The sequence below is a fragment of the Kitasatospora sp. NPDC008050 genome (assembly GCF_042957465.1).
GTDB lineage: Bacteria > Actinomycetota > Actinomycetes > Streptomycetales > Streptomycetaceae > Kitasatospora.
The window spans coordinates 301,115-316,162 of sequence record NZ_JBIBIJ010000007.1 but is presented as its reverse complement, the minus strand read 5'-3'; the positions used below and the strand labels follow the sequence as shown (position 1 = coordinate 316,162).

At 75.2% G+C, this 15,048-nt stretch carries 15 protein-coding genes; 11 read left to right on the top strand and 4 right to left on the bottom strand.

The features are described from left to right. The first annotated feature begins 44 nt into the window (after window positions 1–44). From ACFZB9_RS16955 to ACFZB9_RS16940, 4 genes are all read left to right on the top strand, one after another. Complete coding sequence (locus tag ACFZB9_RS16955) at window positions 45–1,175, top strand: PP2C family protein-serine/threonine phosphatase (protein ID WP_391447805.1); 1,131 nt, start codon at window positions 45–47, stop codon at window positions 1,173–1,175. 171 nt (window positions 1,176–1,346) lie between these two features. Further along, window positions 1,347–2,546, top strand: a complete 1,200-nt coding sequence (locus ACFZB9_RS16950) for a M48 family metalloprotease (RefSeq protein ID WP_391447804.1) — start codon at window positions 1,347–1,349, stop codon at window positions 2,544–2,546. Then, complete coding sequence (locus ACFZB9_RS16945; RefSeq protein ID WP_391447802.1) at window positions 2,543–3,010, top strand: cupin domain-containing protein; 468 nt, start codon at window positions 2,543–2,545, stop codon at window positions 3,008–3,010. Before ACFZB9_RS16950 ends, ACFZB9_RS16945 begins: the two co-directional genes overlap by 4 nt. Next, on the top strand, window positions 2,949–3,773 hold the full coding sequence (locus tag ACFZB9_RS16940) for a nucleotidyltransferase (RefSeq protein WP_391447800.1): 825 nt from the start codon (window positions 2,949–2,951) through the stop codon (window positions 3,771–3,773). Before ACFZB9_RS16945 ends, ACFZB9_RS16940 begins: the two co-directional genes overlap by 62 nt. A 76-nt stretch (window positions 3,774–3,849) precedes the next feature. On the opposite strand, the gene ACFZB9_RS16935 is transcribed toward ACFZB9_RS16940, so the two are convergent. The 3 genes from ACFZB9_RS16935 to ACFZB9_RS16925 form a co-directional block, all read right to left on the bottom strand. Continuing rightward, window positions 3,850–5,490, bottom strand: a complete 1,641-nt coding sequence (locus ACFZB9_RS16935) for a chitinase (protein ID WP_391447799.1) — start codon at window positions 5,488–5,490, stop codon at window positions 3,850–3,852. A gap of 255 nt (window positions 5,491–5,745) precedes the next feature. Beyond that, window positions 5,746–6,582, bottom strand: a complete 837-nt coding sequence (locus ACFZB9_RS16930; RefSeq protein WP_391447798.1) for a hypothetical protein — start codon at window positions 6,580–6,582, stop codon at window positions 5,746–5,748. A 38-nt stretch (window positions 6,583–6,620) separates the two neighbouring features. Next, window positions 6,621–6,977: a hypothetical protein gene (locus tag ACFZB9_RS16925; protein ID WP_391447796.1), complete on the bottom strand. Its 357-nt coding sequence runs from the start codon at window positions 6,975–6,977 to the stop codon at window positions 6,621–6,623. Window positions 6,978–7,044: 67 nt separating this feature from the next. Here ACFZB9_RS16925 and ACFZB9_RS16920 point away from each other — a divergent pair, with 67 nt between their 5' ends. The 3 genes from ACFZB9_RS16920 (at window position 7,045) to ACFZB9_RS16910 (ending at window position 9,396) form a co-directional block, all read left to right on the top strand. Further along, on the top strand, window positions 7,045–7,551 hold the full coding sequence (locus ACFZB9_RS16920; protein ID WP_391447794.1) for a hypothetical protein: 507 nt from the start codon (window positions 7,045–7,047) through the stop codon (window positions 7,549–7,551). A 94-nt stretch (window positions 7,552–7,645) separates the two neighbouring features. Then, the gene (locus ACFZB9_RS16915; protein WP_391447792.1) at window positions 7,646–7,789 is read left to right on the top strand and encodes a hypothetical protein; all 144 of its coding nucleotides are present in this window, start codon (window positions 7,646–7,648) and stop codon (window positions 7,787–7,789) included. Between the two features lie 95 nt (window positions 7,790–7,884). After that, the gene (locus tag ACFZB9_RS16910; RefSeq protein ID WP_391447790.1) at window positions 7,885–9,396 is read left to right on the top strand and encodes a carboxyl transferase domain-containing protein; all 1,512 of its coding nucleotides are present in this window, start codon (window positions 7,885–7,887) and stop codon (window positions 9,394–9,396) included. Between the two features lie 53 nt (window positions 9,397–9,449). Here the strand turns inward: ACFZB9_RS16910 and ACFZB9_RS16905 are convergent, their stop codons facing one another. Next, the gene (locus ACFZB9_RS16905; protein ID WP_391447788.1) at window positions 9,450–11,525 is read right to left on the bottom strand and encodes an FUSC family protein; all 2,076 of its coding nucleotides are present in this window, start codon (window positions 11,523–11,525) and stop codon (window positions 9,450–9,452) included. A gap of 128 nt (window positions 11,526–11,653) precedes the next feature. Here ACFZB9_RS16905 and ACFZB9_RS16900 point away from each other — a divergent pair, with 128 nt between their 5' ends. The 4 genes from ACFZB9_RS16900 to ACFZB9_RS16885 all read left to right on the top strand — a co-directional run bounded on the left by ACFZB9_RS16900 (window position 11,654) and on the right by ACFZB9_RS16885 (window position 15,013). Further along, window positions 11,654–12,586 carry a 1-phosphofructokinase family hexose kinase gene (locus ACFZB9_RS16900; protein ID WP_391447787.1) on the top strand — a complete coding sequence of 311 codons (933 nt, stop codon included), beginning with the start codon at window positions 11,654–11,656 and terminating at the stop codon, window positions 12,584–12,586. Window positions 12,587–12,682: 96 nt separating this feature from the next. Beyond that, window positions 12,683–13,429 carry an N-acetyltransferase gene (locus ACFZB9_RS16895; RefSeq protein WP_391447786.1) on the top strand — a complete coding sequence of 249 codons (747 nt, stop codon included), beginning with the start codon at window positions 12,683–12,685 and terminating at the stop codon, window positions 13,427–13,429. 80 nt (window positions 13,430–13,509) lie between these two features. Then, on the top strand, window positions 13,510–14,493 hold the full coding sequence (locus ACFZB9_RS16890) for an NAD-dependent epimerase/dehydratase family protein (RefSeq protein ID WP_391447784.1): 984 nt from the start codon (window positions 13,510–13,512) through the stop codon (window positions 14,491–14,493). An 88-nt stretch (window positions 14,494–14,581) separates the two neighbouring features. Continuing rightward, window positions 14,582–15,013, top strand: coding sequence for a hypothetical protein (locus tag ACFZB9_RS16885; RefSeq protein WP_391447782.1), 432 nt, complete (start codon window positions 14,582–14,584; stop codon window positions 15,011–15,013). Window positions 15,014–15,048 lie beyond the last annotated feature (35 nt).

Sequence of the window (15,048 nt, the reverse complement as noted above, 5' to 3'; positions counted from 1 at the left end):
CCGATGACTTCGGCTCCCGGCCCCGGCGATCCGGGCGCGCCCTGGTGCTGCTCCCACTGACGCTGATCGTGGTGATCGCCACGGTGGACATCCTCAGCCCGCCGCAGATCCACCTCGGCCCGCTGCTCGTGGTCGCGCCCGCGATCACCGCCTCCTTCGCCGGCACCCGCCTGACCGCGCTGGTCAGTCTGCTGGCGGTGGCCGCCCTGACGGTGATCGGGGTGATGCGCGACGGCCTGGCCACCTCCAACCACGAGACCCAGCTCGTCGGCCTGGTGGTGGTCTCGGGCACCGTGGTGACGTTCACGGCGCTGCGCGACCGGCACGCCCGGGAGCTGGTCCAGGTCCGCTCGGTGGCCGCCGCCGCCCAGCGGGTGCTGCTGCGTCCGCTGCCGCACCGGATCGGTTCGCTGCGGATCGCCTCGGTCTACCTGGCCGCCGAGGCCGAGGCCCAGGTGGGCGGCGACCTCTACGCGGCGGCCCGCACCGCCTCGGGCACCCGGCTGCTCGTCGGCGACGTCCGGGGCAAGGGCCTGACCTCGCTGGGCGAGGCCTCGCTGCTGCTCGGCGCGTTCCGGGCCGCCGCGCACCTGCAGGCCTCGCTGCCCGAGCTGGCGGCGTACCTCGACGGCAGCGTCAGCTGGGACCTGGCGGCGGCCCTGGAGCCCAGCCCGCTGGACGAGGCGCCGGGGGATCCACCGGAGGACGGTGACCTGCTGCTGGACGCCGAGCGCCAGCCGGCGGAGTCGTTCATCACCGCCGTGCTGCTGGACATCCCCGACAAGGGCAACCGGATCCAGGTCATCAACTGCGGCCATCCGCCACCGCTGCTGCTGCACCGGGGCCAGGTGCTGGCGCTGGACGCCGGGCGCCCCGCGCCGCCGCTGGGGCTGGGCAACCTGCTGGAGAGCGGCTACCACGCCGACGAGTTCCCGTTCACGGCCGAGGACCGGCTGCTGATCTACACCGACGGCGTGATCGAGGCCCGCGACGCCACCCGCGCCTTCTACCCGCTCACCGAGCGCGTGCGCGCCTGGACGACCGACCGCCCCAAGCTCCTGCTCGAACATCTGCGGCACGACCTGCTGGCCCACGCCGGGGGGCGACTGGGGGACGACGCGGCGATGGTGGCGGTGGAGCGGGTGACCGAGGACGACTCCCCCGGGATGCGGTAGCCGGCGCGGGCCCCCTGCCCGCAAGCGGGTAACCACGCTAGGGCGCCTGCCCGCAGGCGGGTAGGAGGCCTAGGGTGGCTGCCCGCAGCCGGGTAGGCGGCCTAGGGTGGCTGGGTGGCACGGGCCCGAGCCGGTCGGGTGGGCGTGCGGGTGTGCGGAAGGTGGTCACGGGTGAGCGGTGTGGCGGCGCAGGCCGGGCACGAGGGCGGTAGCCGGCTGGGGGCCGGGGCCGACTTCACGCCCGAGCAGCTGGCCCGCGGACGCGGGCTGCGACGGGCGCAGGTGCCCTGGGTGCTCGGCGGGCGGCTGGTGGGCCTGGCGGTGACCCTCGTCCTCGGGCTGACGCCCGCCGGAGCGCATCTGGTGCGCTGGGCCGGCGGGCTGTTCGGTGGCTCGCGGACGGCCCAGGTGCTCGCCGGGATGGCGGCGCTGGTGCTGATCGGACAGCTGGTCGGGCTGCCGTTCGCGGCCCGGGTGCGGGTGGTGCGCCACGGCTACGGGCTGGTCACCCAGGGCTGGGCCGGCTGGGCGGTGGACCAGCTGCGCGCGCTGACACTGGGCCTGCTGGTCGCACTGCCCACCGCGCTCGGCGTCTACGCGCTGACGGGGTGGTCGACCCGCTGGTGGTGGGCCCCGGCGGCGGGCGCGGCCGCGCTGCTCACGGTGGCGCTCTCGTTCCTCTTCCCGCTGCTGGTGGAGCCCCTGTTCAACCGCTTCACCCCGCTGCCGCCCGGCGACCTGCGGAGCACGCTGCTGGCCCTCGCCGAGCGGGACGGGGTGCGGGTGCGGGACGTCCTGGTCGCCGACGCCTCGCGGCGGACCACCGCCCTCAACGCCTATGTCTCGGGGTTCGGTGCGACCCGCCGGATCGTCGCCTACGACACCCTGCTGCGCACCGCCGAACCGCGTGAGGTGGAGCTGGTGGTCGCGCACGAGCTGGGCCATGTGGTGCACCGCGACGTGCCGCGCGGCACCGCGCTGGGCGCCCTCGGCGCGGCCGTGGCCGTGGCCGTGCTCGGCCTGCTGGCGTCGCTGCACCCGTTGCTCTCCGGCGCCGGTGCCCCGGACGTGGCCGACCCGCGTTCCCTGCCGCTGCTGGCGGCGCTGGCCGCGGTGCTGGGTGCGCTGAGCGGGCCGGCGCAGGCCGCGGTGAGCCGCCGGATCGAAGCCGGCGCGGATCAGCACGCCCTGCGACTCACCGGCGATCCGGAGCAGTTCATCGCGATGCAGCGCCGCCTCGCGCTGACCAACGTCGCGGATGTCGATCCGCCGCGGCTGCTGGAGCTGCTCTTCGCCACCCACCCGAGCACGGCCCGCCGGATCGCGGCGGCGCGGGCCTGGGCGGCGGCCCACGGGGAGGGACGGGCATGACGCACCAGCCGTACCGGACCTGGCAGCAGGCGGACGCGGTGGACGTGGTGGCGCCGGACGGCTCCACGGTCACGCCGCTCGGCGAACTGCCCGGGGTGGCGAGCATGGCCCGCTTCGAGCTGGCCGCGGGCGCGGTGTCGCGGGCGGTGTCGCACGCGACGGTGCAGGAGATCTGGCATGTGGTGGCCGGTTCGGGGCGGCTGTGGCGGCGGCAGGGCGGGCGGGCGGAGATCACCCCGCTCCGGGTGGGCATCACGGTGAGCATCCCGCTCGGGACCGCCTTCCAGTTCCGCGCGGACGAGGGCGCTGCCGCGCTGGTGATCCTGGCCACCACCGTGCCGTCCTGGCCCGGCACCGATACCGAGGCGCGCCCGGAGCTGGGCCCGTGGCAGGCTGAGGGCCATGACGAAGATCACCGGCATGACGCCCAAGGGCCTGGACCAGGACGGCCTGTTCGTCCGTGAGGGCGCGCTGAGCAAGGTGCCCGTGGCCTTCGAGCCGGTGGTCACCGCGGCGCGGGAGGGGATCGCCGCCGCGTTCGGCCCCGAACTGCTGGACAGCGCCTACCTCTACGGCAGCATCCCGCGCGGCACGGCGGTGCCCGGGCACTCCGACCTCGACCTGCTGCTGGCGCTGCGCCGGCAGCCGACGGCCGCCGACCGGTCCGCCGCCGACGCCCTGCAGGCCGGACTCGACGCGCGGTTCGGGCAGATCAACGGCGGGGGCATCCTGCTCTTCAGCACCGAGACCCTGCTCAGCGAGCTGGAACGGTACGACCTGGGCTGGTTCGTCGCCTGCCTGTGCACCCCGCTGCTCGGCCCCGACCTCGCCGAGCAGCTCCCCCGCTACCGCCCCGACACCCTGCTCGCCCGGGAGACCAACGGCGATCTCGGACGCCTCCTCCCCCGCTGGCAGGCCCGCGCGACGGCGGCCGGCACGCAGGCGGAGCGCCGCACGCTGAGCCGGGGCGCGGCCCGCACGATCGTGCGGGCCGGCTTCACCCTCGTGATGCCGCGCTGGCAGGGCTGGACCAGCGATCTCGCCGAATCCGCCGAGATCTTCGCCCGGTACTACCCCGAGCACGGCGACCAGATGCGCGCGGCCGCCTCGATCGCCCGGGCCGGCAACCCGGATCCGCGAGCACTCGCCCTGCTGCTCATGGAGCTGGGCCCGTGGCTGGCCGAGGAGTACGCCGCCGTCCACGGGGTGAAGACGCCGCGGCCCTAGCGGGCGGCGGGCCCCGGCCCGCCGCCCGCCGCCCGTCAGCCGTCAGCCGTCAGCCGTCAGCCGGCCGGGGGAACGCTCAGCCGAAGTAGCTGTGGAAGTTGCCGGAGAACTCGTTGCCGTTGTACTGGTCCCAGTTGATCGACCAGGTCATCAGGCCGCGCAGACCGGGCTGCGGACCGCTGCGCGGCACGTAGCCGCCGCAGTTGGTGCCCTTGGTCAGGCAGTCCAGCGCCTGGTCCACCGCGCTGGGCGCCACATAGCCGTTGCCCGCATAGGTGTTGGCCGGCATGCCGATCGCCACCTGGGAGGGCGCGAGCGGCGGGAACATGTTGTTGGTGTTGCCCGCCACCGGGAACCCGGCCAGCAGCATGTCCGTCATCGCGATGTGGAAGTCCGCGCCGCCCATCGAGTGGTACTGGTTGTCCAGGCCCATGATGGAACCGGAGTTGTAGTCCTGGACGGTCAGCAGGGTGAGGTCGTTGCGCAGCGCGTAGATCACCGGCAGGAAGGCGCCGGCCCGCGGGTCCTGGCCGCCGAAGGGGCCGGAACCGTAGTACTGGTAACCGAGTTGGACGAAGAAGGTCTCCGGCGCCATGGTCAGCACGAACTTGGCGCCGTACCTGGCCTTCAACTGCTGCAGCGCCGCGATGGTGTTGACGATGACGGGTGTGCTGGGGTTCTTGAAATCGGTGTCCCCGGCGTTGAGCGACAGGGACTGGTTCTCGAAGTCGACGTCCAGGCCGTCCAGGCCCCACTTGTCGATGATCGCCGACACCGAGCTGACGAACTCGTCCCGGGCCGCGGTGGTGGTGAGTTGGACCTCGCCGTTGGCGCCGCCGATCGACAGCAGCACCTTCTTGCCCTGGGCCTGCTTGGCCGCGATGGCCGCCTTGAAGTCGGCGTCGGACTCGGCGGTCGGGCAGTCGGTCACCGAGCAGCGGTTGAACTGGATGTCACCGGAGGTCACCGAGGTGGGCTCGCCGAAGGCGAGGTCGATGACGTCCCAGGAGCTGGGGACGTCGGACATCTTCAGGTAGCCGGCGCCGTTGGCGAAGCTGGCGTGCAGGTAGCCGACCAGAGCGTGGGTGGGCAGGCCGTTGTCCGGCGGCGGCGTCGGGGTCCCGGTGGGCGAGGACGTGGGGGTGCCCGTCGGGGTCGATGTCGGTGTCGACGTCGGTGTCGAGGTGGGCGTCGAGGTGGGGCTGCCGGTCGGCGAGACGGTCGAGGTCGGCGTGGAGGTCGGGCCGCCCGGGCCGCTGAGCGAGACGTCGTCCGCGTAGTAGGTTCCCTCGCCGTACCAGCCGTGCAGGTAGACCGTCGCGCTGGTCTGGTTCGCGGCTGTCGTGAAGCCGACCGAGAGCTGCTGGTACCCGCCACCGGTGCTCGGAGTCCAGGTGCTGGTACCGCCGTTGACACCGAGGTAGACGTACGCGCCGTCCACGTAGGCGCTGAGCGTGTACGTGGTGTTCGGGGTGACGGTGACGGTCTGCGTGCACTGGGCGTCGTCCGCCGCGGTCGCCGCGCCCGCGAGCGCGTGACTTCCGCTGTGCACCGGGCTACTGACGATGCTTCCGGAACTGCCGTCGCAGCTCCACGGGTTGAGCGCACCGCTCTCGAAGCCGCCGTTGACCAGGTACTCGCCGGCCGAGGCACTCGGTGCCAGGCCGAAGGTGAGACCCACGGCACCGGCGGCGGCCAGCGCCCAGGCGGTCGTCATGGCGGCCAGACTGCGGACCCGCGGGCGGGGGCTGGCCTGTTCGTACGGGAATCCTGCTCTGTTGAGACTGCGCATGTGGGGATGCTCCTGCGTCTCTGCTGCCGAACGGATGGGGTGGGGAGGCCCGTCGGGGCAGCACGGGGAGCGACCCCGCAGCGCGCAGCGACCCCGTTGGACTAGACCACTGAAGCGGCCTGGACCAGTCCGTGTCAATGACCGCGAACCGGGCCAGGCCGCCCCGCGCCTGACGTCCGCTCAGAGGTTCGGCAGCGTCCGCCAGATCCACCCGGCCGTGAGCAGCACCGCAACGCCGGCCGCGGCCATCGCCGCGGCGGCGGTTCCGAGTTGCGCGAGGGCACCGAACAGCGCGGGCCCGAGGCCCTGCAGGGTCATCGCCCCGGCCGAGAGCAGCCCGAACGCCTGCCCCTGGCGGTCCGTCGGCACCGCCGTCACGAAGCGGCGCTGCACCCCGAGCCCATAGGAGAACCCGCAGCCGGCGACCACCAGCAGCAGGGCACCCGCCGGCGCGCCCGGGTGCAGCGCGAAGCCGAGCAGCGGGAGCCCGAGCAGGCCGACCAGCGGTGCGACCAGCCGCTCCCGCAGCGCCGGGCGCAGCAGGCGGCCCACCACCAGATCACCGGCCAGCATCCCCACCGGGAGCGCCCCGAGGAGCAACGCGGCGTAGCCGGGCGGCAGTCCGCGCTCCCCGGTGTACGCCACGATCAGCCCCTCGGCACCCGCCGCGAAGGCGGGCGGCAGCCACTGGGTGAGCAGCAGCCGGCGCACGGCGCGGTCGGCGAGCAGCGCGCGGTTGCCCGTCCAGCTGTGCCGCAGCACCGCTGCTCGCCCGGCGTCGGCCGACGGCGCGGGCAGTGCGGGCAGTGCGGGCAGCCGCAGCCGGACCAACAGCGCCGCCACCAGATAGCCGGCCGCACTGACCAGGAGCGCACCGCGCGCGCCGAGCACGGTGACCGCCACCCCCGCGCCCGCCAGGCCCAGCAGTTGCCCGCCCGAACTGGCGAGGTTGCCCAGCGAACGGCCCAGCACATAGGCGTCGCCGGTCAGTTCCAGCGCGATCAGCCGGCTGCTCACCGCGCCGAAGACCGGGGTCAGGCACGAGACGGCGCCGATCAGCGCGAGGGTCGCCGCCGTCGGCAGTCGGACCAGCGCCGGGGCGGCCGCGGCGAGCGCCGCAGCAGTTGGCCCGCGATGATCAGCGGGCGCGGGCGGCCCCGGTCGGCGAGCGCACCGAGCAGCAGGGTGCCGAGCAGTTGCGGGGCGAAGCCGACCCCGAAGGCCAGCGCGCCGAGCAGCGGGGAGCCGGTGGTGGCGTAGATCAGCACCGAGAGGGTGGTGATCCGCAGGCTGTCCGCCACCACGGCGAGGGTCCGGGCGACAAAGAGCAGGCGGAACAGCGGGCGGGCCAGGACCTCGCGGTAGGTGGCCCGCGGCTCGCCGGCGGTGGGGGCGGTCGCGGTGGCGGTCATGGGCGGCAGCGTCCCCCGGGGCGGCCAGGCGGGCCCACTCTTACGTGCCTGGACGTAAGCTCGGCGCATGCTGCGTTTCGAGGTGGGCACCGAGGACCTGCTGCACAGCCGCTTCGCTCTCTCCCCCGCCTTCGAACTCTGCACCCTGCTAGGTCTGTTGGGCAGTGTGCCGGGTCGCCGTCCACCTACCGGGTGGGTGGCCCGGCTGCGCCCGGCCTTCGAGCGGCTGCGTGCCCGGACCGAGCTGGACGCGGTGCTCACGCTGCAGACCCCGTCCTTCGGCGCCAACTTCATCGCGCTGCCGCCCACCGGCCTGGCCCAGAGCTGGGCCGACGACCTGACTGCGATCCGGCGCGCTCCCCCCGCCGCGGCCCGCGCGGACATCGCGCGCTGCCTCGCGGCCCAACCGGCCGCCGCCCCCGCCGTGCGCGCGGGATCGCCGCGCTCTGGGAGGAGCGGCCGCAAGCAGCGCCCGAGGCACTGGCCGAGTTGCTCGGCCGCTCCCGGGCCCGTCTGCTCGCCGCGCTCGACCAGCCGGCCGGCACCACCCAGCTCGCGCGCAGCCTGGCCATGACCACCGGCGCGGTCGGCGACCACCTCGCCGTCCTGCGCCGCGCCGGCCTCCTGCACCCGAGGCCGGCACCACCCAGCTCGCGCGCAGCCTGGCCATGACCACCGGCGCGGTCGGCGACCACCTCGCCGTCCTGCGCCGCGCCGGCCTCCTGCACCGGGCCCGGGCGGGCCGCACGGTGCTCTACTACCGCACCCCACTGGCCGAGGCGCTGCTCGGCGGAACAACGGCGGGCAGCTGAACCGGACTCCGGGGAGCGGGTGCGGGGTCGGGCACGGGTGGAGTGGGGGAGGCGGGGGTTGTCGGGGTGGGGGCGCGATCAGGACACTTGGTCTTGTGGACGAACCGACTTCGACGCCCGTTGTGCCCGCCGCCCTGGTCTTCGCCGGTCAGGTGCTCGACCCGGGCTCGTTCCGCAGCTGGGACGAGCCGCCGAGTCATGCCGAGGGAGGCAACCAGGACGCCTGCCCCGCCGGCTATGCCGAGGATCTCGCCCGGGCCCGGGCGCGCAGTGGGGCCGATGAGGCCGCGCTCACCGGGGAGGGGCTGATCGGTGGCCGGCGGGTCGCCGTGCTGGTGAGCGAGTTCACCTTCCTCGCCGGTTCGATCGGGGCGGCCACCGCCGCCCGGCTGCTGCACGCGGTGGAACGGGCGACGGCCGAGGGGCTGCCGCTGATCGCGTTTCCGGCCTCGGGCGGCACCCGGATGCAGGAGGGGACGCCCGCGTTCGTCCGGATGATCGCCATCGCCAACGCGGTGACCGCGCACAAGGCGGCCGGGCTGCCGTACCTGGTGCACCTGCGTCACCCCACCACCGGCGGGGTGCTCGCCTCCTGGGGTTCGCTCGGCCAGGTGACCACGGCCGAGCCGGGGGCGCTGGTCGGGTTCCTGGGCCCGCGGGTGTACCAGGCGCTGTACGGTGCGCCGTTCCCCGAGGGGGTGCAGCGGGCGGAGCATCTGGCGCGGTTCGGGACGGTGGACGCGGTGCTGACGGCCGGCGAGCTGCGGCAGTGGCTGAGGACGGCGGTGGGTCTGCTGACCGATCCTCAGGGTCCGGTCACCGAACCGGCGCCGGCTCAGCGCCCGGACGAGCGGGTGCCGCCGGCGGGGTCGGTCTGGGACTCCGTCCAGCGGACCCGGCGGGCGGACCGCCCCGGGCTGGCCGAGCTGCTGGCCGAGGCCGAGGCCGTGCTGCCGCTGTCCGGCACCGGTGCCGGGGAGCGGGACGACGCGCTGCGGCTGGCGCTCGCCCGGTTCGGCGGCCGCAGCTGCGTGGTGGTCGGCCACGACCGGGCGGCCGCGGCCGTGCACGGCCCGGTGGGCCCAGGTGCGCTGCGTACCGCCCGCCGGGGCATGCGGCTGGCGGCGGAGCTGCGGCTGCCGCTGCTCACCGTGATCGACACCCATGGCGCACTGCTCAGCCGGGAAGCCGAGGAGGGCGCGCTGGCCGGCGAGATCGCCCGCTGCGTGGCCGAACTGAGCACGCTGCCCACCCCGGTGGTCAGCCTGCTGCTCGGCGAGGGCGCGGGCGGTGCGGCGCTCGCCCTGCTGCCCGCCGACCGGGCGCTGGCGGCCGAGCACGCCTGGCTCTCCCCGCTGCCGCCCGAGGGCGCCTCGGTGATCCTGCACCGCACCCCGGACCGCGCCCCGCAACTGGCCGAGCAGCAGCGGATCGGCGCGGTGGAACTGCTGCGGGAGGGCGTGATCGACCGCGTCCTGCCGGAGCCGGCGTCCGCGGCGCTGTTCATCGAGCACACCGTCGGCGCGATCCGCGAGGAGCTGGCCGCCGCGGCCGCCCTCACCCCGCCGGGCCCGCGCCTGGCGCGCTTCAACGGCCTGGCGCGATAGCCGGCGGGCGCCCGGGACCACACCCACCCCAGCGCCCGCCGGACCGGCGGGCGCTAGCCCGGGCCGGCGAGGGCGGAGCGGGCGCCGGCGACCTCACGGCGGACGGGGGCCAGGGCACTGCCCGTGGTGACGTCGCACGGCGGGGCGAGGTCCGCGCCGCCCGCGCGGATCGCGGTGGCCAGGGCCCGCAGGTCGGCGGCGAGGGCGGCGACCTCGGCGGGCCGCGGCGGCTCCGCGCCCTGCGCGGTCTGCACGGCGGCGGCCGTACTGGCGTCGATCACCCGCTCCACCGCGACCACCAGCGGCCACCAGGCGGCGGCCCGCGCGCCCATCGGCGGCGGTTCGCCCAGCGCCCGCTGGAACTCGGTGCGCACCCCGGCGAGGTCCCGGTAGAGCCGGCGCCGCAGCCGGGCCCGGGAGCCGGGCGCGGCGGAAGGCACGGGAGCGGTCGGCGGGAACACCACCCCGGGCAGCGGCGCGTGGTCGCCACCGCCCGCGGGCGCGGCGTCGGTGCCGGCGGCGAAGGCGCACTCCAGGTACCGGGCCACGTCGTCCACCGCGTCCGCGAGCCGGGCGCCGACCCGTGAGTGCCAGCTCTCCGGCCACAGCGCGTACCCCGCGACCAGCACGATCGCGCACCCGAGCAGGCTGTCCAGCAGCCGGGGCGCGATCAGGTGGACGCCCTGGTGGCTCAACAGGTCGGAGAGGATCAGGATCAGCGGCGTGATCACCACGGTCTGCAGGCCGTAGCTGCGTCGCGACACCATCGGCAGCGCCGCGGCCAGCACGGCCACCACCGGCGCCTCCCAGCCGCCGCGCGGGACGGTCTCCAGCACGGCCGCGGCCAGCACCAGGCCGACCACGGTGCCCAGCGCCCGCAGCACGGCGCGGGAGAAGACGGAGCCGAAGTCCGGTTTCAGCACGAAGGTGACGGTCAGTGGCACCCAGTAGGAGCGGGGCACCGTGACGGTGGAGACCAGCGTCTGGGCCAGGCCCAGACAGAGCGCCAGCCGCAGGCCGTAGCGCCAGGAGTCGGCCGAGAGCAGCACCTCGCGGGTGCGGCTGCGCAGCCGCACCCCCAGCGGTGCCGGGCGCAGCGCCGGTGTCGGCGCGCGATCCTGGTAGTCGCCCGCCAGCACCTCGTGCGCGTGCAGCAGGGCAGCTGCGGCGGCCCGCTCGACGGGGGCGGCGGCCTCGCCCGACGGCAGGTCGGCGTCGGCGAGGAGCGTGGGAGGGACGGGGAGCGGCCTGCGGTCGGCCACCGCCTCGGCGAGCGCGCGCACCTCGCTCGCGAGCCGCGCGCCGAGGTGGCCGCCGGCCGCGTGCACGGCGGGGGCCACCTCGACCAGCGGGGTGAGCGCACCCAGCAGCGCGATCAGGCGCACCATGCCCCGGCTGCGTCCCGGCGCCAGCGCTCGGCGGCTGAGCAGCAGGTCGTACGCCTGGTCCAGGGCCCCGGTCAGCCGGGTCCGGGCCTGGCTCCAGTCGGCGCCGCCGGCGGCGTCCAGCAGGTTCGCGGTCTCCCGATAGGCCTGGACCACCGCCGTCCGCTCCGGGACGCCCGAGCGGGCGGGCCAGGCGAGCAGCGCCATCACCAGGATCAGCCCGGCACCGAGCAGGATCAGTGCGGGCCCGCGCCACCAGGGCGGCGGGAACGGCAGGCCCGCGCCGATCACCGCCATCAGCAGGACGTTGAGTCCGGCGGCGGAGGAGACCGCGCCGATCGTGCTCATCATCCCCGCGACCAGCGCGAGGCCGGTGAGCGCGGCGACGGCGACCCAGCCGTGCCCGTGCACCTGCTCGCCGAGCGCGAGCCCGGCGGCGGCGAAGAGTTGCGGGACGGCGATGTTGAAGACCCGTAGCCGGTAGGCGTCGGCGGTGTCGCCGAGGACCGCGCCGAGCGCGCCCATCGCGACCAGCGCGCCGTCCGCGCTCTGGCCGATCGCCGCGCCGACGGCCACCGGCACCGCCATCCCGATGGCCGCCCGGACCGCGGCCGCCTTCGGCACGGCGGTGGGCTGCGGGCGCAGCGTGCGGACCAGCCAGGCGGGCGGCACCAGCAGGCCGGTCCCCGAATAACCCGGTTCACCCGGTTCACCCGGTTCGTCATGGTTCTCGCTCTTCCTCACCGGACGATCCTCACCTGACGACTCGTCAGCCTCGGGGAGGCGCGAGGACGATCCGTTCATCTCTTGCTCAATTCTGCGTGGAACTGCTATGAACTAAGCAATATCAATCACATACCGGAGGGCTCCCCGTGCCTGCGCCCGACCCGATCCTCACCGTCACGCTGAACGCCGCACTCGACCTCACCTACCAGGTGCCCGGTGTCCGACTGCACCGGAGCAACCGGGTGGCGCAGGTGGCCGCGCGGGCGGGCGGCAAGGGGGTCAACGTCGCCCGGGTGCTCCACCGGCTCGGTCGGCCCGCCGTGGTCACCGGCCTGGTCGGCGGCGCCACGGGCAGCGCGCTCCGTGCCGACCTCGCCTCCGCCGGGCCGACCGACGCGCTCTTCGCCGTGCGGGGCGAGACCCGGCGCACGATCGCGGTGGTGGACCCGCTCGCGGCGGACGCCACGCTCTTCAACGAACCGGGGCCGGACATCACCACCGCCGAGTGGGCCGGGTTCACCGCCCACTTCGCCGCCCTGCTCGACGCGGGCTGCCGGGCGGCGGTACTCTCCGGCAGCGTGCCGCCGGGCCTGGCGCCGGACGCCTACGCCACGCTGGTCGCACTCGCCCGTGACCGTGGCGTCCCGGTGCTGCTGGACACCGCCGGACCGTGGCTGCTGCCCGCCCTCGCCGCCGGGCCCGAGCTGGTCAAGCCCAACGCCGACGAGCTGCGCGAGGCCACCGGGCTGGCCGACCCGCTGGCCGCCGCCCGCACCCTGCTCGCCCGGGGCGCGGGCGCGGTGGTCGCCTCGCTCGGCGCCGAGGGCATGCTCGCCGTGACGCCGCAGGGCGCCTGGCGGGCGGTGCCGCCCGAGCAGCTGGCCGGCAACCCCACCGGGGCCGGCGACTCGGCGGTGGCCGCACTGAGCGTCGGCCAGGTCGACTTCCTGCCCTGGCCGCAGCGCCTGGCCCAGGCCGTCGCCCTCTCGGCCGCGACCGTCCTGAGCCCGCTGGCGGGCGGCTACGACGAGGCCGCGTACCGCTCGCTGCTCCCGCGCGTGCGGGTGACCGAGCTCTGACCAGCGGAAACCCGGGCGGAATCCGGGCGGAATCCGGGCGGGCACCCGGGCCGAAACCCGATTGGCCCCGCCACCGGGCCGCACTACTCTGCGCCCATGGACGTCAAGATCACCACGCTCGCCGAGCGCCCGGAGCTGCGGGCGGCGCTGTCGTTCCCGGACACCTGGCCCGAGTTCATCCTGGCCGATCCGGTCGGCCGCGCCTTCTTCGGTCAACTCAACGACACTTTCCCCGAGTTCACGATCGTGGCGACCATCGAGGATGACCTGGTGGCAGCGCTCGGGCACAGCGTCCCGTTCGCGCTGCACCAGCCGCAGCGCGGCAGCCTGCCGCCGGGCGGCTGGGACGAGGTGCTGCTCTGGGCGTTCCGGGACCACCGGTTGGGGACCGGGCCCGACACGGTCAGCGCGATCGACGTCACCGTGCACAGCGACTGGCTCGGCCACGGCCTGTCCGACCTGATGCTGGCCGCGATGCGCGAGAACGCGCGCTCGCGCGGCTTCGCCGAGCTGGTCGCGCCGGTCCGGCCGACCGGCAAGCACCTCGAACCGGCCGTCCCGATGGCCGAGTACGCGTTCCGTACCCGGCCCTCGGACGGCCTGCCCACCGACCCGTGGCTGCGCACCCATGTCCGCGCCGGCGGGGTGATCGACTCGATCGCGCCCTGCTCGATGACGGTGGCCGGCTCGCTGGCGCAGTGGCGCTCCTGGACCGGCCTGCCGTTCGACGCCCCGGGGCCGGTGACGGTGCCCGGCGCCCTGGTGCCGGTGCACTGCGTGCCGGACGCGGACGCGGCGACCTACACCGAGCCGAACGTCTGGATCCGGCACGCGCTGGACTGAACAGCGCTGTCCGCTCTCAGCGATTCCGCCCAGAGCTTGCCCGCCTTCCCAACCCTCCCGCCGGTTGGCACAGTCGGGCCATGCGACTTCTGATCCTGGGCGGTACCGAGTTCGTCGGCCGGGCTTTCGCCGAGGCGGGGCTGGCACGTGACTGGGAGGTGACGGTCTTCCACCGCGGCCGGCACGCACCCCCGGCGGGTGTCCGGGCCCTGCACGGCGACCGGAACGACCAACGCGGCATCAGAGCCCTGGCGGGCGGCGAGTGGGACCTGGTGGTGGACACCTGGCAGTTCGCCCCCACCGCGGTGCGGGACGCCGCCCGGCTGCTGTCCGACCGGGCCGGCCACTACATCTACGTCTCCAGCCGGTCCGTCTACGAGTTCCCCACCGGGCCCGGGCTCGACGAGCGGGCGCCGGTGGTGGCGGGCGACCCGGACGACCCGGCGGGCGACTACGCGCGGCTCAAGCGCGGCGGCGAGCTGGCCGCGCAGGCGGTCTTCGGCGACCGGGCACTGCTGGTCCGGGCGGGCCTGGTGCTCGGCCCCGGCGAGAACGTGGGCCGGCTGCCCTGGTGGCTGAACCGGATAGCCCGTGGCGGCCTGGTACCGGCACCCGGACCGCGCGAGCTGGCCCTGCAGTACATCGACGCGCGCGACCTGGCGGCCTGGGCCCTCACCGCGGCGGCGGGTGGCGTGGGCGGGACGTTCAACACGGTCGGCCCGCCCGGGCAGGCGACCATGGGCGGACTGCTGGAGGCCTGCCTGGCGGCCACCGGCTCGGACGCCGAACTGCGCTGGATCGAGCCGCAGGTGCTGCTGGCGGCCGGTGTGGAGCCGTGGAACCAGCTGCCGATCTGGATCCCGCCGGGCGATCTGTACGACACCATGCACGGCGGGAACGTCGCCAAGGCACTGGCCGCGGGCCTGCGCTGCCGGCCGGTGGCGGAGACGGTCGCGGACACCTGGGCCTGGCAGCGCACCCTGCCGAACCACGCACCGGCGGGGACCAGGCACTCCCCCACCGGGATCAGCGCCGAGGTGGAGGCCGGGCTGCTGAACGGCTGATCCGATGGAGTGATCGAGTCCGCCGACTTCCTATGCACCAGGCAGAGCACAATGGTTGAAAGTGTGTCAGTTCCTGGAAAGGTGCACGGTGCTCGACGAGTCCTCCTTCCCGCTGCTCGGTATCCCCAGCTGGCCCGGCCGGCGCGGGCTGACCCTCACCGGCGGCGCGGGGCCGACGCCCCGGTCGGCGATCCACTCCTATCTGGCCGGGGACTCCCGGCGCTCGCCGGCCGCCGTGGTCTTCGGGCAGTCCAGCGAGCGCGACCAGTCCGAGGCGGTGCGGCGCAACCTGCTCGATCCGACCGGGCGTCCGGAGTACGTCGAGTCGCTGGGCGCCCGGGCCCAGACGGTGCAGGTGGACGGGGTGCCGGTGCGCGCGGTGCTGGAGAGCTGGTCCGAACCGCGCCTGCGGACGGCGCGGTTCGGATGGCGCGGATACCTGGTGGCGGTGGGGAGTTGGGAGCTGCCGCTGGACTCGGCGTTCTTCGCCTCGCTCGGGGCTCTGGAGCCGCTCCGCTGAGCCGGGCCGCACGCCGAGCCGGGGCGCGACGCCCG

Bases quoted from the DNA above. Each gene is read 5' to 3' on its own strand.
- ACFZB9_RS16915 (WP_391447792.1), top strand. From the start codon at position 7,646: ATGACCACCGGCGCGGTCGGCGACCACCTCGCCGTCCTGCGCCGCGCC.
- ACFZB9_RS16935 (WP_391447799.1), bottom strand. From the start codon at position 5,490: ATGACGACCGCCTGGGCGCTGGCCGCCGCCGGTGCCGTGGGTCTCACC.
- ACFZB9_RS16920 (WP_391447794.1), top strand. From the start codon at position 7,045: ATGCTGCGTTTCGAGGTGGGCACCGAGGACCTGCTGCACAGCCGCTTC.
- ACFZB9_RS16890 (WP_391447784.1), top strand. From the start codon at position 13,510: ATGCGACTTCTGATCCTGGGCGGTACCGAGTTCGTCGGCCGGGCTTTC.
- ACFZB9_RS16925 (WP_391447796.1), bottom strand. From the start codon at position 6,977: ATGACCGCCACCGCGACCGCCCCCACCGCCGGCGAGCCGCGGGCCACC.
- ACFZB9_RS16945 (WP_391447802.1), top strand. From the start codon at position 2,543: ATGACGCACCAGCCGTACCGGACCTGGCAGCAGGCGGACGCGGTGGAC.
- ACFZB9_RS16940 (WP_391447800.1), top strand. From the start codon at position 2,949: ATGACGAAGATCACCGGCATGACGCCCAAGGGCCTGGACCAGGACGGC.
- ACFZB9_RS16895 (WP_391447786.1), top strand. From the start codon at position 12,683: ATGGACGTCAAGATCACCACGCTCGCCGAGCGCCCGGAGCTGCGGGCG.